A 21,085-nucleotide genomic window follows, 5' to 3' on the forward strand; every position below is an offset into this window, starting at 1 on the left:
GTTTTCTACTTTTTGAAATGGATACAGCAGAAATAATGAAATAATTTCCATACAACAGAACTTGCTAGCTTTAATTATACATTAATGATATACTATTATAGTTGCATGTGAGATCCATCCTCACATTAAGTTCCTCAAGCAAGAATAGCTAACTCCTCATATGAAAGTCTAATTCCCAACTAACCCTAAAGAATTGACGATTCAATTGGTAATACTGATTCACACTGGCGCGGTCAAGGAGCCGCAAGGACGGAAGAGAGGTAGGGCTTTTGTCGTTTTAGCTAAACCAAATATGATCACCGCAGTATTCTCAAGTAGGAACTAAAGCGGCCGTTTCATAGAGTACCCACTGACCTCTGAAGCGGCCTTTTTTATATTTGTTGTTCTTCAAATTCATCGTACAAGCAAGTATAAGAAGTCATCCTCTTCCACACAGGATGACCTCCTTCTGTTAATCTTTGCGTGCCTCTACAGCTTGCAACTTCAGTTCCTGCAGCCACTTTCGTTCCTTCGCGCTCAACTCGACCTTATTCAACAAATCCGGTCTGCGCTCCCATGTACGTCTAAGCGACTGTTCACGACGCCACTTGTCCACATTCGCATGATGACCAGATATAAGCACATCCGGCACTTGCCAGCCTCTATATTCGACTGGACGTGTGTAATGCGGATATTCAAGTAGCCCAGTACTGAATGAATCGGTTACTGCCGACGATTCGTTGCCAAGTACACCCGGCAGCAAACGTACTACCGCATCGGCGATGACCATCGCGGGAAGCTCTCCTCCTGTCAATACGTAATCACCTATCGACAATTCATCCGTGACAAGATGCTCACGAATACGCTCATCATATCCTTCATAATGGCCACAAATAAATATAAGATGCTCTTCCTGAGCCAGTTCTTCTGCCTTAGCTTGGGTGAATGTTTCACCTTGTGGGCACATCAGAATGATCCTGGGCGAAGCAGCCTTCGAAGAGGAATGTACCTGATCCTCATGGCAGGAATCGTCGCTCCCTGTTCCTCTCAATTTCATCCCAGCATCTCTTAACATATCCTGCTCAAGTATCCCACTTGCGGCAGAGACTTGTACATCCGTTAACAGCGTACTCTCCTGTGCAGGCTGCATCGATGTTAATTCCATCAAATGTTCAACCGCAGCAAAGATCGGCTCTGGCTTCAATACCATTCCGCCTCCTCCACCATACGGATAATCATCTACGGTCGAATGCTTGTTTGTCGAGAATTGACGGAAGTTCGTTGCTTGGAGCTGTACGAGCCCTTTTTCCCGCGCTCTACCCATAATGCTGGTGCTGAACACACCTTCACACATTTCCGGGAACAGCGTCAGCACGTCAATTCGCATTAGATCAATCCCTCCATCACATGGACCGTGATAAGCTTGTCCTCTACATTGACGTTCAGCACAACCTCATCAATAACGGGAAGTAATAATTCCTTACCCTTAGGCTGCTTAACTACCCAGACATGGTTGGCACCTGGGGCTAATATTTCGCTAATTGTACCCAATTCCTCGCCTTCGTCTGATACAACCCTGCAGCCAATAATATCACTGTAGTAATATTCATCTTCTTCCAGCTCAGCACGATGCTCATCTGATACTTTTAACAGCCAGCCTTTATATTTCTCCACTTCATTAATATTCGAATATTCCTTCAGCTTCATAATAAATAAGTTCTTATGTGAGCGGGAGCTCTCAACTGTGACATCTACTGTCTGACGAGACTCTTCGTTAAATAATACAAGATTACTTTTAGGCGCAAATCGTTCTTCTGGAAAATCGGTATGGGAGACAACCTTTATCTCACCTCGGATGCCATGTGTATTAACAACCTTGCCCACCGTAAATAATTGTTCAGCCATCTTTATCCTCCTGCAACGGGGTTATCTTCGTAATATGCTTTAATATTGCCTAGATGAAGCCTATCAGTACGTGTATGTAAAGTCAACTTCTGACTCTAACTCCTGCTTAACACGACGCAGTACAGCAATTCAACTGCTCTATTCATACGAAAAAGAGTTAGGATTTCTCCTAACCCTCATCGACCTATTAAGAAATAATGTCCACAGCAACCCGTTTAGGAACCTTAACGGCTGCCGATGTGACGACCGTGCGAAGCGCCTTGGCAATGCGGCCCTGCTTCCCAATCACTTTTCCGACATCGTCGGGGTGAACGTAAAGCTCATAGATGACAACATGCTCTTTCTCGACAACTTCAACACGGACCTCATCCGGATGATCGACCAAAGCCCGTGCAATTACTGACACTAACTCTATCATTCGCGACCCTCCGAACGATTTATTTATTTCTGCAATTTAGATTCATGAAACTTCTTCATCACGCCAGCTTGACTAAGCAAGTTGCGAACCGTGTCAGAAGCCTGAGCACCTGTTTGCAGCCATTTCAACGCTTTTTCTTCGTCGATGTTAACTACTGCAGGTTGTGCTACCGGATTGTAGTAACCGATTTCCTCGATAAAACGACCGTCACGCGGGGAACGGGAATCAGAAACAACTACACGGTAGAAAGGCGCTTTATGAGCACCGATGCGTTTCAAACGAATACGTACTGCCACGAAATTCACCTCCTTAACGGAATTATCTAACTATAGGCATTAACGGAACGGGAATTTCATCCCTTTACCGGCTTTGCTTTTGAGATTCTTCATCATTTTCGGACCTTTGGGTCCCATCATATCTGAAAACTGCTTCATCACACGACGCATCTCATCAAACTGCTTGATGAGTCGATTCACATCGGCCAGCGTAGTTCCGCTACCCGTAGCAATACGCTTGCGGCGGCTATGGTTAATCAGATCAGGGTCTTGACGTTCTGCGTGTGTCATTGAACGTACAATCGCCTCGATGCGTCCCATCTGACGCTCATCAACCTTCAAGTTCTGTGTCTGCTTTACCTTATTCATACCAGGAATCATATCCAGAATCTGATCGATCGGCCCAAGCTGCTTAACTTGCTGCATCTGCTCCAGGAAATCATCGAAGGTAAATGATGCGTTACGCATCTTCATCTCCATTTCCTTAGCTTTATCTGCATCAATACCTGCCTGCGCCTTCTCAATAAGCGACAGCATGTCCCCCATGCCGAGAATACGTGAAGCCATGCGTTCCGGATGGAACGGCTCCAGTGCGTCAATCTTCTCTCCGAGCGCCGCAAACTTGATCGGACAACCCGTTACTGCTTTAACGGAAAGTGCTGCACCACCACGTGTATCTCCATCCAGCTTCGTTAAGACAACACCTGTCAACGAAAGCTGTTGGTTAAAGCTTTCTGCAACGTTAACGGCATCTTGACCTGTCATGGCATCAACCACGAGCAGTACTTCAGACGGATTAACTGTGGCATGAATTTGCTTTAGTTCATCCATTAATGCCTCATCAATATGCAGTCGACCTGCTGTATCAATAATGACATAATCTAGATGATTCTCACGTGCATGGTCAAGCGCCTGCTTCGCGATATCAACCGGATTTGCTTGATCTCCCAAAGCAAACACCGGCACGTTAATCTGGCTACCCAACACTTGGAGCTGCTTAATTGCAGCCGGACGATATACATCCGCAGCCACGAGAAGTGGCTTGTGGTTCTGTTTCTGAAGAAGCTTAGCCAACTTGCCGGACGTCGTTGTCTTACCTGCCCCTTGCAAACCAGCCATCATAATGACGGTAGGAGGCTTGGTTGCTTTCTCCAGCTTGGCAGCTGTACCACCCATCAGTTCCGTTAATTCCTTATTAACGATGTCGATAATAACCATCCCAGGCGTGAAGCTCTTCATCACTTCTTGGCCTATGGCTTTTTCTTTAACTTTAGCAATAAAATCTTTAACGACTTTGAAGTTAACATCCGCCTCAAGAAGTGCAAGTCGCACCTCGCGCATTGCTTCGTTTACATCTTCCTCGTTAACTTTGCCTTTGCCGCGCAACTTGCTAAATACGTTCTGCAATCGGCTTGATAATCCTTCAAATGCCATAACCTTCACCCCGTTCCCTTATTCCAACGCCTGCAGTTCACGGACAATCATCTGCAGTTCCGCGCGCTGCGGGTCGGGTATGTACATTATATCCGAAAGGGCGTTCTGCAGTTGGGCATGCAGCTTCGTGCGAGCTTCAAACTTCACAAGCAATTGAAGCTTGCTCTCGTAAGTCTCCAACGTCTGCTCCGCCCGCTTAATATGCTCATACACGGCCTGCCTGCTAATACCAAACTCTGCAGCAATTTCGCCTAAGGAAAAATCATCTTGAAAATAACATTTCAGAAAAGTCTGTTGCTTCTCAGTCAGCAACTGATCGTAAAAGTCGAATAACATATTAATGCGATTCGTCTTGGCTAACAACTGTTCATCGTTCATACGGGCCACTCCTTTCGTCAAGGAAAAACACTTTACAGCCCATCGACGTTCCTTATCATATCGAATTACAGAGCAGATGTCAAGGGGTTTACCTTAACATAAAACCAACATCCAAAAAAATAGTTCCCGAAGCTGTTTGCCTCGGGAACTGGATCTTTTATAACCACTTATATAATCCTTAGAAAGGCTGCATACCTAACGTATTCAGCTTCTCTCCTTGCACATTAACACCTGATCGTCCTGTAATGTCAAGATAATGGCCAATTCGGCGGCCGACTCGGACATCGCTTTCGTCTTTGTTGCCTTCGAACGCGCCGTTGATAACCATGATTGTCGCTCCGAACCCCGGAACGAGTCCCTTGGCTATCTGAGCAGCGGTCGGCACATAGTTGCCAACCATAATGTCATGACTCGATGGCTTCGGATCCTGTGGTGTCATCCAGAACAGCATCGCTGTCATAAAGCCGAGCTTGCCATCTTGTGTTATCTTTTCAGGATTTTGAAGCAAGACATTTTTGTCGCCGAATATAATCGATCCGATAAGTCCATAATTATAATTCCAGCTTAATTGAAGCGGGCCACGACCATGATAAGATTTGCCTGCAACTGCTGGATAGTCACTATTGGCTTGTACATATCCAACGCCGCCCTGTCCATTAATATAAGAGACTTCTTCATTAAAGAACAGGCCCCAGCGTAATGTGCCGCCTGGCGCAGTTGCCCAACCACCGCCTGTTTCGTGGGCGATATTTGCCAAGAACGCAGCAAGCTCACGTTTCTTGTTGGTTTCTGTACCTTCCTTAAGGAAAGTGCCAAAGTCGACAATACGCGATGTTGTCGGTTTATTAAGATTCCATTCAGCATTAAACTCTGGCTCTTGGTATAACAGCGTTTCTGTCTTGGCCGTTTTATCCAAGCGCCAGATTTGCTTGGTCCAAGTGCTGCCGCCACGGTACACTTCTTTGTATTTAATATTTGCAGCATCACGTACAGCAGCAATCAAGTTATCATATGAATAATAGTCAACTTGACCTGGCTTATAGTATGGCTTGCCGACCGCAACCGTGTGCCATTCAGCAGATCCGATACGAAGCGGGAATAAAGCTTCATAATCCGCTTGAGGAAGCGCCGCTGTCACGGATGCTGCTGCTTGAGAAGGTGCATAATGCGGGTCTATCCCCCCCCAAGTCGCTTGTATTTGCACATCTGTAATAACACGGCTTTGACCGACTTGCAGGAACGGTCCACCAGTACCGTTATCAACTGCAGTTTTGACCGATAAGGCAGAACTTAACGTTGAAGCGTTTCCAGCAGCGTCCAATGCGATGACCGTATAACTGTAAGTCGTATCTGCTTGTAAGCCATTATCAGTGAATGAAGTCGTCGCGGAGAAGCCAACTTTAACATTGTTGCGGTAAATATCATACTGTGTCACACCTACATTATCAGTAGCTGCGTTCCAAGCAAGCGTTATCGAAGTGGAAGTCTGAGCTGTCGAGGAAAGTCCTGGTGGGGTGCTTGGAGGCGTTGTATCAGTTCCTCCGCCTGTATCAGAACCAATATGCTGCCAAGGTGAATCTGAACTGCTTAGTGCAGTATTAGGATTGTCGCCTTGTGTCCACCACTTGGCTTTAAACAGCTTGCCTTCATGCGATACGATATCTCCGCCAACGTAGACTTTAGCAGCCTGCCACGCAGGTGCGGTCGATTGGGTTGTTGCGTCCTGTACGCTTGGTGCTGGCTCTCCAGCCGCCATCGCGATCGGAGTGTTGGACAATAATAACGTCACCCCAAGCACTGCACTTAAACTACGAAGAATAAAGGCACGCGAAAAAGGATATTTTGAGTACATAATAAGCCTCCTAAGTTAGTGTGATTCAGGGCCAAAGTTCCCTGTCGTATGAATACTGGTATGAATAAGTCAAATTGTACGAAGATACCCCCTCTTAAATTAGAACGGCTGCATGCCAAGTGTGTTCAGCTTCTCGCCTTCAATGTTAGCCCCACTGCGTGTTGTTAGATCAAGGTAGTGGCCTACACGGCGCTTGATACGAACATCAGACTCATCCAAATTGCCTTCTTGTCCACCATTAATGACCATAATAGTAGCGCCAAACCCAGGAACAAGCCCTTTCGCCAACTGCTCTGCCGTAGGCACATAATTTCCTACCATAATGTCATGGTTGGATGGCTTTGGATCTTGCGGAATCATCCAGAACAAGAGTGCAGTCATGAACCCAATCTTACCGTCTTGAGCTACAACGTCAGGATTCTGGAGCAGCACATTCTGATCCCCATAAATGATGGCGCCAATCAAGCCATAATTGTAGTTCCAGCTTAATTGAATGGGACCGCGACCATGATATGACTTGCCTGGAACAGGAGGGTAGTCGGGATGATCTTGATCTACATAGCCAATACCACCCGTGCCATTGACGTAGTTTAACTCTTCGTTAAAGAACAGTGCCCAACGTAGTTCGCCGCCTGGTGCAGTCGCCCAGCCACCGCCAGTCTCATGGGCAATATTAGCTAGAAATGCTGCCAGCTCACGCTTGCGGTTGTTCTCCGCCCCTTCCTTCACAAACGTACCAAAATCCACAATCCGATTGATCAGCGGCTTGTTCACATTTTTAGGAGCTTTAAAGTCAGCAGACTGGTAGACTAGCGTCTCTTTCTTTGATGCCTTATCAAGGCGGTAAATCTGCTTGGCGAATACGTCGCCTTCACGATATACATCTTTGTACTTGACGTTAGCTACCTCTCGTACAGCAGCTATCAAATTGTCATACGAGTAATAATCTGTAAGACCTTCTTTATAGTAGTACTTTCCTTTTGCAATAGCGTGCCACTCTGGTGTCCCCGCGCGTAACGGGAATAAGTCTTCATATTGTGCTTTAGGAAGTGCTGCATTGATCGCTGCCTCTGCTTTGTCGGGACTATATTGCGAATCAATCCCGTTCCACAAAGAAATGATCTGAGAATCTGTCAATAACCGACTTTCACCTACTGATAGTTCTGGCGCTCCTGTAATCGTTTTCACAGATATGGATGAGCTATTCGTCTGGTTGCCTGCCGCATCAAGGGCTTTAACAACATATTGGTAAGAAGTGTCGGGCTGTAATTCATAATCGGTGAAAAGTTTGGAGACCGTAAATCCCACTTTGATGTCATTACGGTAGATGTCGTATCCGATAACACCTACGTTGTCAGTAGAAGCAATCCAAGATAACGTAATCGATGAGGCGGTTTGTGAAGTCGAAACAAGGTTGGTAGGAGCTGTTGGCGGCGTTGTATCTTCGCTGCTAAGCAGTTCCCAGGAAGAATCGGCATTCAGATCTGGTCTGCTGTTAAAGGACCACCACTTTGCCTTATAGAGCTTTCCACTATAAGACACAATGTCACCGGCAACAAATGCCTTGTTCGCCTGCCATGCTTGCACGGCTGCTTGTGAGACTACTTCACTTGTTGTCCCTTGAGCGTTGGCCGTTAGCGTAAGGGTTCCGGATGCTAGCATCGTCACCCCGAGCAAAGCGCTTAAACTTCGCACCATAAAGCTGCGCGAGTACGGAAATTTTAAATTCATCAATTCGCCTCCCGTTGGATTATATTGTCACTTCCAAATCTATTATAATATCAAAATGATAGCGTTGTCACTATGAGATTCATAAGCAAATCATATTATTAAAAATCACAGACATAAATAAGGATGGACAATAAACAATTGATGAAATAATACTTGACTCTCTCGTTACGTCATCCTTTATGCTAGTATCACGAAAGGAGATGACCCATGGCCTACACCGTTCAAGAGGTATCTGAACTATCTGGCGTAAGTATCCGCACACTTCGTTACTATGATCAGATTGGATTGTTGAACCCCGCTTACTATGGGGATAACGGCTATCGCTATTATGAGCAAGCTCAACTCGTTCAGCTTCAACACATCCTTTTTTTCCGTGAACTAGATATGCCGCTGTCAACGATTCAAGAACTGATCATTCAAGATTCATTCGATCAGTTAGAAGCATTAAACCATCACCGGGAACTGCTGCTAAAGAAAGCAGAACGTCTACAGACACTTATTCAGACCGTCGACCGTACCATTGCGCACTTGAACGGGGATTGTGTGCTTGAACAGCACCAGTTATTTAACGGCTTTGACACCAGAAAACAGAGCCACTATGTGAAAGAACTGCGGCAGTATTATGGAACTAACAACGAATGGTCAAGTGACAGCGAACAACACACAGGCTAATAACCCCACTACAATACCCCTTTCATGGATGAGATGATACCAGGGGTATTTGGGCATTGCTTCATGTGAATACATACCTCCACATACATATATAGTGACAAGCTGCGCCAATAATGATCATAACGTGCCAGATCGCATGATGATAGACCAATCCCCGCCATAGAAAGAATATGATACCGATTGTATAAGCTATTCCGCCGCTCAAGAGCCATCCAACACCTTCAATCGACAAGGCATCAGCTAAATTATCCCAGATCAGTACAACAGACCAGCCCATTACTAGATATATAAGTGTAGATAATAATATAAATCTACCGGTATAATATCTTTTCCACACCACACCCGCAATGGTAAGAATCCATATACCTATTAGAAGTGCAGCACTTGCAAAAGTACCTATTTTTAACAGTAAAAATGGAGTATACGTACCTGCGATACATATGTAGATGGCCATATGATCGTACATAATGTATCGTTCTTTTTTCGCCCCCTCTGGCAAGCGGTGCATAAGTGATGAAGTTGTAAACATTAACATTAATGATAATGTATAAGCAACTACACCTAATAGCTGACTCGCCGTCCCGCTCCATCCCACTTTAATAAAGAGTGCAGTGCTTGCAATGATACTTAGGATAAGCCCCCATCCATGTGTCCAGGTATTTGCCCATTCTTCCCGCTGTGCTCGATTACTTGTCATTGCATCATCCCCCTCCGCACCTGCCTATTCCCTTTTGGATTAACAATATATGCAGTTGCATTGCAATTGGATAATTGCAGCGCAGCTCCGTATAGACAAATGATGGAAGACGATGATACACTTATGAAACATTTTTATTTACTAAGTGATAAGGGATCGTGACAAGGATGAATCGATTGTTTTACATGCTTTGGACAAGCCGTTCACTGTCCAGTTTAGCAAGCTCGCTCTGGTTAATGACATGGATAGCCCTTATATACGGAGCAACAGAGTCCGCTTTGATGGCTGGTGCCGTTACTTTTGTACGCTCCATAGCTGTGTTATTAAGTGGTTTATCGTTACCTTTTTGGTATCAAAAGTACCCCTTGCACATAGTCGCCCACCGTTTTCAACTGTTACAGTTCATGCTTGGTATCTTGTTTGCCTTTGCTCTGCTGCCCTTTCAGAACAACTTCTCGAATAACCTTCTTATTGTGACGGCTCTTGTCTGTGCAGCATGTATCGGATATTCGGAAGGTGCTGCATCTGCCGCTTCATCTGCTATATTTCCACGAGTTGTACGGCAAGATCAGTGGGTGAAATCCAACAGCCTAGTCTCAACCGGCACGCAAATGATATCCTTATTTGGCTGGACCGTTGGAGGGATCATTATACATACACTTGGAGAAATTCCCGTGCTCCAGCTAAGTGCTCTTCTATTAGGACTAAGCAGCTTAATTTTGTTCTGTGTACGTCTGCAGGAAAGTCACGGATCGACAACTTCTAAGACTTCTTTAAGGTCTGGTTGGAGCATTCTCTTTACGCTGCCTCATGTCAGGATGATCACCATTATGGATATCATCGAAGGCATAGCCAGCGGTATATGGATTGGTGCGGTTACACTTGTGTTTGTCCAACAAGTTCTTGGCCAGACAGAGGCTTGGTGGGGGTATATTAATGCAGCCTATTATGCAGGGACTCTACTTGGGGGATTATTAATTGTCAAGTTAGCAAATAAGGTAGAGCATCACCTGGTACGATCTATCATCATCGGTTCTTTCAGCTTCAGTTTGCTGGTATTGTTCTATGCTTGGAACAGCACTCCCTACGTTGCCCTGTTGTTGGTTCTTATTATGGGTCCATGCTATCAGCTGCGTGATGTGGCTCAGCGTACCTATATTCAGCGCATCATTCCGTTGGAGGAACAGCCGATACTTTTTGCGGCCCAACAATCTTTATCCACTATCCTGTTTGGTTTATCGATCGTGTTCTGCGGTTTGATTGCCGACACTTTTGGAGCGAGAGCTGTATATTTGACAGGTGGTCTAATGTTCTTTGTCTCCTCCATAATTGGTATTTGGTTACGTCGTCATACAAAATCTGCTTATGTGGACCCTTCACTGTTTACATAGAGTAATAAAGTGTCTATGCATTCCGTACAGTAGACGAGATGGAGTATAGCACATCATCATTGACTTTATCAGAATTCATCCTATGAAGGGTCGTCTCTTTAGTCATGCAAAAGAACTAAACTAAAGGATGCCCCTTGCGTATCCCAATGTTTTAAATAAACCGAGTCCCCTATCTACTGAACACTACAAATAAAAAGGGACCGTCCAACCGTAGGTTAGACAGTCCTGTTCTATGCAGCCTATTGTTCTTCAGACTGTTCTTTCTGTTCCTGCTCTTGAATCAAGCCTGCAAATAAGGCATGCACAAATTGTTCCGAATCAAACTGCTGCAAATCATCCATCTTCTCGCCTAGACCGACAAACTTCACTGGCAAGTTAAGCTCCTGGCGAATCGCAATAACAATACCACCTTTGGCCGTACCATCAAGTTTAGTTAATACTAAACCTGTAACTCCACTCTTCTCTCCGAACAGCTTAGCTTGTGATAGCGCATTTTGCCCAGTCGTTGCGTCCAGTACCATCAGTACCTCATGCGGCGCGTCAGGAACTTCACGTTGAATAACACGGAATATTTTGTTCAGCTCTTCCATCAGATTGGACTTATTTTGCAAACGACCTGCTGTATCACAGAGCAGTACGTCAACATTTCGCTGTTTAGCAGCCTGTACCGCATCATACATGACCGCTGCAGGGTCTGAACCAGATTGATGCTTCACAACATCCACACCAACTCGTTGTCCCCACACTTCCAGCTGCTCGATCGCTCCCGCACGGAATGTATCCCCGGCTGCCAAGAGTACACTTTTGCCTTGCTGTTTAAAGCGGTGTGCAAGCTTGCCGATTGTAGTTGTCTTCCCTACTCCGTTAACACCCACAAATAGAATAATGGTTAATCCGTCAGGGTTCATTCGCAAATCGTTGGCTTCATCACCACGCAGCAGTTCAATTAGCTTCTCAGATAGAATCGGTTGCAGATCCTTCGCTTCCTCAATCTTGCGTTTCTTCACTTCAGCACGCAAATCATCAATCAAATTCATAACAGTCGTAACACCGACATCCGCACCAATTAGAATTTCTTCTAATTCTTCATAAAATTCTTCATCAATTTTTTTACGTCGTGTGATCAGATCTGTAACCTTTTCAACAAATCCTTTGCGGGTTTTTTCCAGACCATCTTTAAAGATCGATGTCACTGCTTCTGTTTTTGCCGCTATACTGTCTTTTAGCTTCTTAAAAAAGCTCATTGTCTTCCTCCGCTCTATGCAATGATTGCTTCTTCATCTTCCAGTCTCACAGATACGAGCTTCGATACGCCGCCTTCTTCCATCGTGACACCGTACAAAACGTCGGCTTCTTCCATCGTACCTTTGCGGTGAGTCACCACAATAAACTGGGTTTGCTCCGAAAACTCACGTAAATATTGCGCAAATCGTGTAACGTTAGCTTCATCCAACGCCGCTTCTACTTCGTCCAATACACAGAACGGAACAGGCTTCACATGCAAAATGGCAAACAACAGCGCCATAGCTGTCAGTGCACGTTCTCCGCCAGATAGCAGTTGTAGATTTTGCAGCTTTTTGCCCGGTGGTTGGGCTACAATATCAATGCCTGTATCCAATATGCGGTCTGGCTCAATCAGAACCAAATCAGCTCGTCCTCCACCAAACAACTTCGAGAATACGACGACAAATTGCTTGCGAATCGCGTCAAAAGTATGTTTGAATCGTTTGGACATTTCGTCATCCATTTCTTTAATGACTTGATAAAGAGTTGTTTTGGCTTCGATTAGATCGTTTTTCTGCTCACTCAAAAACTGATAGCGTTCATTAACACGCTCATATTCTTCAATCGCGCCAAGATTGACTTCGCCAAGCTGAGAGATTTGCCGCTTTAAATCCTTAACTTCCAACTGTGCAGCTTGTATGTCCTCAGGCATCGGATAACGATGCTTCGCCAGTTCATAGCTCATCTCATATTCTTCGCTTAACTTGCGCAGTAAGTTGTCCAACTCAACATCCAGGCGATTCGCCTGAATCTCCGTGTGCCGCATCGCTTCTTCTACCTGCTTTAATTCCGTACGCTGCTCACGAGTTTCACTTTCCGCAAGATCCAGCTTTTGTACGGATACCGCCCGATCTGCGCGCTTGAATTCGATGCTAGTAGTAGCTTCCTGCTTTTTCACACCGAAATGATTCAAGTCTTCCGTCTGTTTCATTGTCTCACGTTCAACAGTCTCCAAATCAATCTGAACCTGAATTAACGACTGTGTTTGATGAGAATATTCCCGCTCGTAAGTCTTAGATTCCTGTTCAGCTCGCTGCGATTGCTCACTTAACGAGAATAGCTCTTGATCCAATTTACCTTGGCGGACCTTCAAATCAGTCAATTGGGATTGTAATTCTTCTTTTTCAGATTCACTAGCTCGTCTTGCCGACTCTGCTGTTTGAATCATCACATGCATGCGGTCTTCGTCTACCTTCAGCTCAGCCAAACGCTGTTCTGCTGTGTGACGTCCCGCCTCCAACGTTTTCATCTCGTCACTTGCAAGGGCAAGCTCCTGTTGCTCCGCTTCTACTTGTATATGCAGCTGTCGATCTTCTTTTTCTATTTGCTGAAGCTCACTTGCCAGATGCTGTTCGCTAATTCGTTTGGCTTCTCCTTGCTCACGTAAGTCATCCAACCGCTTCACACCAGTAGTTGTGCGCTGCTTTAGCTCTGCTATTGAATCTGTCAGCTTCTTGAGCTGAGCTTCTGTTTCCGCAATCTCCTTGCCAAGCTGTTCCAGTTGGCGTTGGCGGCCAAGCAAATTTGCAGATTTCTTATTCAAACTTCCCCCGGTCATTGAGCCACCAGCATTGACGACGTCACCTTCCAAGGTGACAACACGATAACGGTAATTAAGCTTTGCTGCAATCCGGTTCGCATCTTCAAGTGTTTTGGAAATGACAACATTGCCAAGCAAGCTGCCTACCACTTGCGCATATGCGCTTTGTGTCTCTACCAGATCGGCGGCAATTCCAACAAAGCCCTCCATGCCGTCAACAACCCGACGATCCGAATCATGCATGGAGCGCGCACGAATAACGTCTAATGGAAGAAATGTTGCTCGTCCAAGCTGACGCTGCTTCAAAAAAGAAATGGCTTGTCGGGACACGGATTCATTTTCCATCACAACATGCTGCAGCGCCGCTCCCAAAGCAGTCTCCATCGCCGTTTCCAATTGCTCCGGAACTCTGATAAGCTCTGCTACTGCCCCATGAACACCTGCTAAGCCATTCGGACGTCGGGCAGCTTTCAGCACTTCGCGCACGCCGAGCATAAAGCCGTCTAGATCATCCTGAAGCTCCTGCATCGTATCGCGACGTGATAGAATCGAATCATACTTCTGCTGCCACTTACGAGCCGCAAGCTGCCCTTCTTCGAGCAGAAGTTCGTCCTGTTTCAGTTGCTCGCTCTCCTGCATGTAACGATTACGTATATATACCAGATCATTCGCCATCGATTCCATGCGACGTCTGGTATCATCCATTTTCTTATGCAGTTCTTTCTGTTCGGCTTCACGCTTGTTGCGACCCGCAGACATCTTATCAAGCCGCTTCTGAAGCGCTTCTTTCTGCTGGTCATAATACCGAATGTCATTGCGCTGCTGGGCCATCTGGTTCATAATCTCCAGCAATTGCCCTTTAAGCGACTCCTCAGCATCAGAGCTAGCCCCACCAGCAACACCGACTAACCGCTCCTGCTCCGCTTGTATGAGGTGGTTGACTTCTTGAATTTCAATCTCTACAGCACGCAGCTTGTCTCGAACAGTCTGCAGCTCAATCTGTTTAGCCTGCATCCGTTCAGAGGTCAACGCGATGGACTGCTTCAGCTGCTGCTCATTCGCAACCAGGTTACGCTTACGCTCGCGCAGTACTTCTCCCTGTCCTTCGCATTTCTCGTATTCTTCGCTGTAATGAAGCAGCGTGGCCTGATGCTTCTCCAATTCTTCTTCCAGCTTGCGAAGTTCAATCCGGTGGACCTCTAGTTTGGCATCATGCTCGCTCACAACCGTAGAAAGCGACAGTTCTCTTTCTTTCAAGCGAGCCAGCTTGTCATTTGCTTCCTGCCAATTGTGGTGAAGCTGCTCGATCTGGTGTACGTATACAGCAATTTCTTTTGTTTTTAGCCATTCTCGAAGCTGCTTAAAATGGCGCGCCTTCTCCGATTGCTCTCGAAGTGGCCCGATTTGATCTTCCAATTCTGTCACAAGGTCATGGATCCGCAGCAGATTCTGTTCCGTCTCATCGAGCTTTCTTGTAGCATCCTTTTTCCTGGACTTGTACTTCACAATTCCTGACGCTTCTTCAAATATGCCGCGCCGATCTTCCGATCGGGTGCTCAATATTTCCTCTATACGCCCTTGCCCAATTATTGAATAGGCTTCTTTCCCGATACCTGTATCCATAAATAGCTCGGTAATATCACGCAGCCGACACGACTGCTTGTTAATAAAATACTCACTGTCTCCACTGCGATGAACGCGACGTGTGACGGTCACTTCGTTATAATCAAGCGGCAGCGCCTCATCGCTGTTGTCCAGCGTCAAAGACACTTCCCCGTAGTTGACTGCCTTGCGTGCGTCGCTGCCTGCAAAAATAATATCTTCCATCTTGCCTCCACGCAGCGACTTTGCGCTCTGCTCGCCAAGTACCCAGCGGATGGAGTCCGATATGTTACTTTTACCACTGCCGTTCGGACCTACGACACCTGTAATCCCTTGCACAAACTCCAATTCGGTTCGATCTGCGAACGACTTGAAGCCTGCCAGTTCCAACCGCTTTAAGAACATCTTTCTTTACTCACCTCAACGTCTCTCTTGTACTCGAATCGCTTATCCGACTGCGATTATGCGCCCATATCCTCGCCAAAATTCTCCCATTCGGAAAAGAAAGAGCAAAAACCAGCCACTAACGGTATGGCTTCTGCCCCGTCTCGCACGCTGTTCTTTGCTCTTTCTGCGAAACGAGCCGGCGGCAATCGCGCCGGCCCTCAGTACGTTATGATTTCGGTATGACTACATGTTCAAGAGCTTGTGCTGCTGCTTGCTGCTCCGCTTCCTTCTTGGAGCGGCCTGCTCCGCGACCCAAACATTGTTCTCCCATATACACCTCGGATACGAACTCGCGCTCATGCGCCGGTCCACGCTCCTCGACAATGCGATATTCCAGCACGCCTAAATTGTGATGCTGCGTTAGCTCCTGGAGCTGCGTCTTATAATCATTCGTCTGCAGCTTACCATCGAGCGAAATGTGTGGAAAGACGAAGCGCCGCAAGAAATCACGGACAGGATCAAGTCCTTGATCCAAATACAGCGCGCCAATAAACGACTCAAACACATCAGCCAACAGAGCTGGCCGTGTCCGGCCCCCTGTCAGCTCTTCGCCTTTGCCTAGCAAAACGTACTGTCCAAATTCGAGATGGTTCGCAAATTTGACGAGTGAAGGTTCGCATACGATAGATGCACGCATCTTCGTTAGCTCACCTTCAGGCCGTGTTGGGCATTGGTCAAACAAGAACTCGGAGACCGTTAACTCCAACACGGCATCACCAAGGAATTCCAAACGCTCATTATCTTGGTGGTGTCCGAAGCGGTGTTCGTTCACGTAGGATGCATGAGTGAATGCCATTTTCAACAGCTGCCGATTCCGAAATGAAATGTTCAGTTTCTGTTGTAATTGCTTCATATCTGCACTCAACTGCCTGACCCCTTATGCTTCGTATTTCTTTAATACTAGCGTTGCATTGTGCCCGCCAAAGCCGAACGAGTTTGACATCGCTACGTTGACATCAGCTTGACGCGCAACATTTGGTACATAATCCAGATCACACAATGGGTCCGGATTCTCAAGGTTAATCGTAGGAGGTATACAGCCCTTCTCCAAAACAAGACCACATATTACCGCCTCCACGCCGCCGGCTGCGCCGAGCAGATGTCCTGTCATAGACTTCGTGGAACTGATCGCAACGTTGTAAGCATAATCGCCAAACGTGTTCTTAATTGCAGTCGTCTCCGACTTATCACCAACCGGAGTCGATGTACCGTGAGCATTGATATAGTCAATGTCCTCCGGATTTAAGCCTGCGTCCTTGAGCGCGCGTCTCATGCAATGTGCTGGTCCTGTCGGATCTGGTTCTGTCATGTGATGCGCATCGGCGCTCATACCGTAGCCAATGATCTCAGCATAAATATGGGCCCCGCGTGCTACCGCATGTTCGAGCGACTCAATGACAAGTACGCCGGAACCTTCGCCCATGATAAAGCCGTCTCGTTCTGTGTCGAACGGGCGGCTGGCACGTTCTGGCTCCTCGTTGCGCGTCGACATCGCACGCATTGAGCAGAAGCCTGCCATACCAAGCGGGCGAATCGTTGCTTCGGCACCACCGCATACCATAACGTCAGCATCGCCGCGTTGAATGATCTTAAAGGCATCGCCAATGGAATGCGTGCCTGTCGCACAAGCGGATACTGCCGCCGTGTTAGGCCCTTTAGCTCCAACTGTCATGGACACTTGTCCCGAAGCCATGTTGGCAATCATCATTGGAATAAAGAACGGACTCACACGCTTAGGGCCTTTCTCCATCAAGGCCGTATGCTGATCTTCCCATGTCCCTAAACCACCGATGCCCGAACCGACGATTACGCCGACGCGTTCTGGGTCTGTCTGCTCTCTTACGTTCAGCTTTGCGTCTTCCAGCGCCATAACACTGGCTGCAACAGCGAACTGAACGAAGCGGTCCATACGACGCGCTTCCTTCTTATCCATGTATGCTTCCGGATTAAAGTCCTTGACGGACGCTGCAATCTTGGTCGGATAATCCGACACGTCAAATGCCTCAATTAAGGATATTCCCGACTTGCCTTCTACCAGATTACTCCAAAACGTGGCAAGGTCCGAACCGAGGGCAGTTACAACACCCATACCGGTCACTACAACCCTGTTTTGCTTCAATCGAAATCACCTCAGCCTATTTCAGTTCCCGAATATATTTCAACGCATGGTATCATTCGCACCTCTTACCATGACTACTTATTCCATTCCATTAATGAGGAGAAGTCCCGTTACGTTACGTACGAACGGGACTCATTTTCAACAATCTTACGTATGAGATTGTATGTAGTTGACTACTTCACCAACTGATGTAATCTTCTCTGCATCTTCATCAGAGATTTCCATATCAAACTCATCTTCTAATTCCATTACCAATTCCACCACATCGAGGGAATCAGCGCCAAGATCATCCTTAAAAGATGCTTCGAGAGTAACTTCAGCCTCGTCAACGCCAAGACGCTCAATGACGATACGCTTAACACGCTCAAATACTTCAGCAGACATCCGGTTCACCTCCTCTTTGGTATTATACGAGAAAACCTTTTAAATTGCCATACAGCACAACTAACAAAAAATGCTCAAAGTCTATGAAACATAGACTGGTAAGCCTTACATATACATACCGCCATCAACATGAAGTGTCTGGCCAGTCATGTACTGTGCATCTTCGGATGCAAGGAACAACACGGCTTTGGCGATGTCCTCAGGTTGTCCGAGTCGAGCAAGTGGAATACCCGCCAACAGTTGTGCCTTCATGTCTTCTGACAGCACATCGGTCATTTCCGTTTCAATGAAGCCAGGGGCTACACAATTCACGGTAATACCGCGCGAAGCCAGTTCACGTGCCGAAGCCTTCGTTAGGCCGATGACTCCTGCTTTGGCTGCTACGTAGTTGGCTTGTCCTGCATTTCCGAGCACTCCGACTACGGAAGAGATGTTAATAATGCGGCCCGAGCGCTGCTTCATCATTGGTCTTGTAACAGCCTTTAGGCAATTAAATACGCCTTTTAGATTTGTTTCAATGACTTGATCAAATTCTTCCTCTTTCATCCGCATAATTAAATTATCTCTTGTAATGCCGGCATTATTCACAAGAATGTCAACACGTCCAAATTGCTCCAACGTCGTCTTCACCAGTTGCTCTGCCTCTTCAGCCTTCCCAACATTCGCTTGCACCGCAATGGCGCGGCGTCCCATCGCTTCAATCGACGCGACAGTTTCGGATGCAGCGGCAGTGCTGCCAGCATAGTTCACCACAACATCGGCTCCAGCAGCCGCCAGCGATATGGCGATTGCGCGTCCGATTCCACGGGATGCGCCGGTGACAAGTGCCACTTTACCTTCCACATTGGACATCCTTTACCCTCCTTGACCCATTTACGGGCATACGCCGCAGCGGGGTATGCCCGCATGTTTTAGTTATAATGCAGCTATTAAATAACGTCGCAAAAGCTTCATAACCAGAAGCTCAAACAGAGTCCTCGTAGGTTATTTCATCTACCCTTCATAAGCTTGAATAGCTTCCAAGCTATTAATCGACACGACTTTAACAGAACGATTGATTTTCTTGATCAGCCCTGCCAACACCGTACCTGATCCAATCTCGATAAAAGTGTCTACACCTTGCTCAATCATATACTGCACGCTATCCTCCCAAAGCACTGGGGAACATACCTGCTCTACAAGCAATTCGCGGATACGTTCAGCTGATTGCTCAGGGCGTGCGGATACGTTGGCGACTACCTGTATGTCCGTGTCGCGAAGGTCAAGTTCACTCAGGGCCGCTTCCAAACGCTCAGCTGCGGGCTTCATCAAAGTTGAATGAAACGGGCCGCTAACTTCAAGCGGAATAACACGCTTTGCACCGATTTCCTTGCCGCGTTCCACGATGGCTTGTACACCCGCAGTAGAACCAGAGACCACAATCTGCCCCGGGCAATTGACATTTGCCATCTCAACAGGACCTGTATAAGCGGTAATGTCATCGCACAACGCACCCAGATTCACACGATCTGCGCCAAGCACAGCTGCCATCGCGCCTTCCCCATTTGGAACCGCCTCTTCCATGAACTGTCCACGCTTGCGAACAACCGCTACTGCTTCCTCGAATTTCATGACACCTGCGGCAACAAGCGCGCTGTATTCGCCCAGGCTATGACCTGCAACGAAATCCGGTCGAACGCCCTTTTCTTCGAATGCTTTATACAACGCATAACTTGTCGTAAGCAGTGCAGGCTGCGTATGAGCCGTTTGCTTAAGCAGATCTTCCGGACCATTAAAGATCAGATCGGATAGCGAGTATTCAAGAACCCGGTTAGCAATGTCAAATACTTGCCGCGACGCAGCAACGTTCTCATAAACGTCATGTCCCATGCCCACAGCTTGTGCGCCTTGACCGGGAAACACAAATGCTACTTTACCCAACATGTCCACTCCTTCTAACTTGACGATATCTCGATGATGCGCTTAACATCCTGACTCCGTTGATTCCAGCTACCATGTAATAACAGAAGAGCCCCACGTCAGTCCGCCACCAAAGCCGACCAACACAACGGTATCACCTTCTGATAAGCGCCCTTCCTCAGCAGCCTCTGCCAAAGCGATCGGGATCGAAGCCGCCGAAGTGTTAGCATAGCGAGGCAAATTAATCACACACTTTTCCACTGGCACATTCAGTCGTTCGATAGCCGATTGAATGATACGCATATTGGCTTGATGTGGAATGAACAAGTCGATATCCTCTTTGGTTTTACCGGCCTTAGCCAGTGCTTCCTCAGCAGCACTGCCCATGATGCGCACAGCAAACTTAAACACTTCACGTCCATTCATATAAATATAATGACGCTTGTCTTCAAGTGACTCTACGGAAGCAGGAAGACGTGATCCGCCACCCTCGATTTTTAATAGTTCCTGCCCCGTGCCATCTGCGCCAAGCTCAAAGGATTGGAATCCTCGCCCTTCTGCTACAGGACCGAGTACCGCTGCACCTGCACCGTCACCAAACAGTACACATGTATTACGATCCGTGTAATCTGTAATGCGGGACAAGCATTCTGCACCAATAACTAATGTATAATTATAGATACCCGTTTTGACAAAATTAGAGGCAGTAGCTAATCCGTATATAAATCCTGCGCAAGCAGCCGATAGATCAAATGCAGCAGCTTTCTTAGCACCTAGCTTCTCTTGGACAAGACACGCCGTTGACGGAAAAGCCATATCAGGCGTAACTGTACATACAACAATCAAGTCCAACTGTTCAGCCGTTATCCCTGATGATTCAAGAGCCCGCACCGCAGCCTTGTAAGCTAAATCCGATGTTGCCTCATGCTCTGCAGCAATACGTCTCTCCTTCATTCCTGTTCGACTGACAATCCACTCATCGTTTGTATCTACTAATTGTGCCAGGTCTTCATTTGTTAAGATACGCTCAGGCACATACTTCCCTGTTCCAATGATCCCAACTGATCGCATGTTCACT

The 21,085-nt window shown here is 46.8% G+C and carries 19 protein-coding genes; 2 read left to right on the forward strand and 17 right to left on the reverse strand.

Annotated elements, in window-relative coordinates; translation table 11 throughout:
- Positions 1 to 451 precede the first annotated feature (451 nt).
- The 8 genes from trmD to QP775_RS07875 form a co-directional block, all read right to left on the reverse strand.
- Positions 452 to 1,366 carry a tRNA (guanosine(37)-N1)-methyltransferase TrmD gene (gene trmD / locus QP775_RS07840; protein WP_285104981.1) on the reverse strand — a complete coding sequence of 305 codons (915 nt, stop codon included), beginning with the start codon at positions 1,364 to 1,366 and terminating at the stop codon, positions 452 to 454.
- Positions 1,366 to 1,884 (reverse strand): ribosome maturation factor RimM, encoded by a 519-nt coding sequence (gene rimM, locus QP775_RS07845; protein WP_285104984.1) that lies wholly within the window; start codon positions 1,882 to 1,884, stop codon positions 1,366 to 1,368. The genes trmD and rimM overlap by 1 nt, the downstream gene beginning before the upstream one ends.
- A 187-nt stretch (positions 1,885 to 2,071) precedes the next feature.
- Positions 2,072 to 2,302, reverse strand: a complete 231-nt coding sequence (locus tag QP775_RS07850; RefSeq protein ID WP_028545129.1) for a KH domain-containing protein — start codon at positions 2,300 to 2,302, stop codon at positions 2,072 to 2,074.
- A gap of 23 nt (positions 2,303 to 2,325) precedes the next feature.
- Complete coding sequence (gene rpsP / locus QP775_RS07855; RefSeq protein WP_028545128.1) at positions 2,326 to 2,598, reverse strand: 30S ribosomal protein S16; 273 nt, start codon at positions 2,596 to 2,598, stop codon at positions 2,326 to 2,328.
- A 39-nt stretch (positions 2,599 to 2,637) separates the two neighbouring features.
- Positions 2,638 to 4,011: a signal recognition particle protein gene (gene ffh / locus QP775_RS07860; protein WP_028545127.1), complete on the reverse strand. Its 1,374-nt coding sequence runs from the start codon at positions 4,009 to 4,011 to the stop codon at positions 2,638 to 2,640.
- An 18-nt stretch (positions 4,012 to 4,029) separates the two neighbouring features.
- Positions 4,030 to 4,389: a putative DNA-binding protein gene (locus QP775_RS07865; RefSeq protein ID WP_239328295.1), complete on the reverse strand. Its 360-nt coding sequence runs from the start codon at positions 4,387 to 4,389 to the stop codon at positions 4,030 to 4,032.
- 178 nt (positions 4,390 to 4,567) lie between these two features.
- Complete coding sequence (locus QP775_RS07870) at positions 4,568 to 6,241, reverse strand: glycoside hydrolase family 19 protein (RefSeq protein WP_285104988.1); 1,674 nt, start codon at positions 6,239 to 6,241, stop codon at positions 4,568 to 4,570.
- A 99-nt stretch (positions 6,242 to 6,340) separates the two neighbouring features.
- Entirely contained in the window at positions 6,341 to 7,972 is a 1,632-nt protein-coding gene (locus QP775_RS07875) for a glycoside hydrolase family 19 protein (protein WP_239328296.1), read from the reverse strand.
- Positions 7,973 to 8,179: 207 nt separating this feature from the next.
- On the opposite strand from QP775_RS07875, the gene QP775_RS07880 reads away from it, so the two are divergent.
- Positions 8,180 to 8,644, forward strand: a complete 465-nt coding sequence (locus QP775_RS07880) for a MerR family transcriptional regulator (protein WP_239328297.1) — start codon at positions 8,180 to 8,182, stop codon at positions 8,642 to 8,644.
- Between the two features lie 61 nt (positions 8,645 to 8,705).
- Here the strand turns inward: QP775_RS07880 and trhA are convergent, their stop codons facing one another.
- Positions 8,706 to 9,341, reverse strand: coding sequence for a PAQR family membrane homeostasis protein TrhA (gene trhA / locus QP775_RS07885; protein ID WP_285104992.1), 636 nt, complete (start codon positions 9,339 to 9,341; stop codon positions 8,706 to 8,708).
- A 185-nt stretch (positions 9,342 to 9,526) separates the two neighbouring features.
- Here trhA and QP775_RS07890 point away from each other — a divergent pair, with 185 nt between their 5' ends.
- The gene (locus QP775_RS07890) at positions 9,527 to 10,732 is read left to right on the forward strand and encodes an MFS transporter (protein ID WP_285104994.1); all 1,206 of its coding nucleotides are present in this window, start codon (positions 9,527 to 9,529) and stop codon (positions 10,730 to 10,732) included.
- Between the two features lie 239 nt (positions 10,733 to 10,971).
- Here the strand turns inward: QP775_RS07890 and ftsY are convergent, their stop codons facing one another.
- From ftsY to QP775_RS07930, 8 genes are all read right to left on the reverse strand, one after another.
- Positions 10,972 to 11,976 carry a signal recognition particle-docking protein FtsY gene (gene ftsY, locus QP775_RS07895; RefSeq protein WP_285104996.1) on the reverse strand — a complete coding sequence of 335 codons (1,005 nt, stop codon included), beginning with the start codon at positions 11,974 to 11,976 and terminating at the stop codon, positions 10,972 to 10,974.
- 14 nt (positions 11,977 to 11,990) lie between these two features.
- Positions 11,991 to 15,563, reverse strand: coding sequence for a chromosome segregation protein SMC (gene smc / locus QP775_RS07900; protein WP_285104998.1), 3,573 nt, complete (start codon positions 15,561 to 15,563; stop codon positions 11,991 to 11,993).
- 208 nt (positions 15,564 to 15,771) lie between these two features.
- Positions 15,772 to 16,470: a ribonuclease III gene (rnc, locus tag QP775_RS07905; RefSeq protein WP_028545119.1), complete on the reverse strand. Its 699-nt coding sequence runs from the start codon at positions 16,468 to 16,470 to the stop codon at positions 15,772 to 15,774.
- A 12-nt stretch (positions 16,471 to 16,482) separates the two neighbouring features.
- Entirely contained in the window at positions 16,483 to 17,724 is a 1,242-nt protein-coding gene (fabF, locus tag QP775_RS07910; RefSeq protein WP_285105002.1) for a beta-ketoacyl-ACP synthase II, read from the reverse strand.
- A gap of 147 nt (positions 17,725 to 17,871) precedes the next feature.
- Positions 17,872 to 18,108, reverse strand: coding sequence for an acyl carrier protein (gene acpP, locus QP775_RS07915; protein ID WP_028545117.1), 237 nt, complete (start codon positions 18,106 to 18,108; stop codon positions 17,872 to 17,874).
- Positions 18,109 to 18,213: 105 nt separating this feature from the next.
- Positions 18,214 to 18,960: a 3-oxoacyl-[acyl-carrier-protein] reductase gene (gene fabG / locus QP775_RS07920; protein WP_239328303.1), complete on the reverse strand. Its 747-nt coding sequence runs from the start codon at positions 18,958 to 18,960 to the stop codon at positions 18,214 to 18,216.
- Positions 18,961 to 19,101: 141 nt separating this feature from the next.
- Positions 19,102 to 20,028, reverse strand: coding sequence for an ACP S-malonyltransferase (fabD, locus tag QP775_RS07925; protein ID WP_285105762.1), 927 nt, complete (start codon positions 20,026 to 20,028; stop codon positions 19,102 to 19,104).
- Positions 20,029 to 20,097: 69 nt separating this feature from the next.
- A complete protein-coding gene (locus tag QP775_RS07930) occupies positions 20,098 to 21,078 on the reverse strand; it encodes a beta-ketoacyl-ACP synthase III (protein WP_285105007.1) in 981 nt (326 codons plus the stop codon).
- Positions 21,079 to 21,085 lie beyond the last annotated feature (7 nt).

It is taken from the genome of Paenibacillus sp. UMB4589-SE434 (assembly GCF_030226685.1).
Classification (GTDB): Bacteria; Bacillota; Bacilli; order Paenibacillales; family Paenibacillaceae; genus Paenibacillus_B.

Bases quoted from the DNA above. Each gene is read 5' to 3' on its own strand.
- QP775_RS07850 (WP_028545129.1), bottom strand. From the start codon at position 2,302: ATGATAGAGTTAGTGTCAGTAATTGCACGGGCTTTGGTCGATCATCCG.
- QP775_RS07870 (WP_285104988.1), bottom strand. From the start codon at position 6,241: ATGTACTCAAAATATCCTTTTTCGCGTGCCTTTATTCTTCGTAGTTTA.
- rimM (WP_285104984.1), bottom strand. From the start codon at position 1,884: ATGGCTGAACAATTATTTACGGTGGGCAAGGTTGTTAATACACATGGC.
- QP775_RS07865 (WP_239328295.1), bottom strand. From the start codon at position 4,389: ATGAACGATGAACAGTTGTTAGCCAAGACGAATCGCATTAATATGTTA.
- trhA (WP_285104992.1), bottom strand. From the start codon at position 9,341: ATGACAAGTAATCGAGCACAGCGGGAAGAATGGGCAAATACCTGGACA.
- ffh (WP_028545127.1), bottom strand. From the start codon at position 4,011: ATGGCATTTGAAGGATTATCAAGCCGATTGCAGAACGTATTTAGCAAG.
- ftsY (WP_285104996.1), bottom strand. From the start codon at position 11,976: ATGAGCTTTTTTAAGAAGCTAAAAGACAGTATAGCGGCAAAAACAGAA.
- QP775_RS07880 (WP_239328297.1), top strand. From the start codon at position 8,180: ATGGCCTACACCGTTCAAGAGGTATCTGAACTATCTGGCGTAAGTATC.
- trmD (WP_285104981.1), bottom strand. From the start codon at position 1,366: ATGCGAATTGACGTGCTGACGCTGTTCCCGGAAATGTGTGAAGGTGTG.
- QP775_RS07875 (WP_239328296.1), bottom strand. From the start codon at position 7,972: ATGAATTTAAAATTTCCGTACTCGCGCAGCTTTATGGTGCGAAGTTTA.
- smc (WP_285104998.1), bottom strand. From the start codon at position 15,563: ATGTTCTTAAAGCGGTTGGAACTGGCAGGCTTCAAGTCGTTCGCAGAT.
- acpP (WP_028545117.1), bottom strand. From the start codon at position 18,108: ATGTCTGCTGAAGTATTTGAGCGTGTTAAGCGTATCGTCATTGAGCGT.
- QP775_RS07930 (WP_285105007.1), bottom strand. From the start codon at position 21,078: ATGCGATCAGTTGGGATCATTGGAACAGGGAAGTATGTGCCTGAGCGT.
- QP775_RS07890 (WP_285104994.1), top strand. From the start codon at position 9,527: ATGCTTTGGACAAGCCGTTCACTGTCCAGTTTAGCAAGCTCGCTCTGG.
- fabG (WP_239328303.1), bottom strand. From the start codon at position 18,960: ATGTCCAATGTGGAAGGTAAAGTGGCACTTGTCACCGGCGCATCCCGT.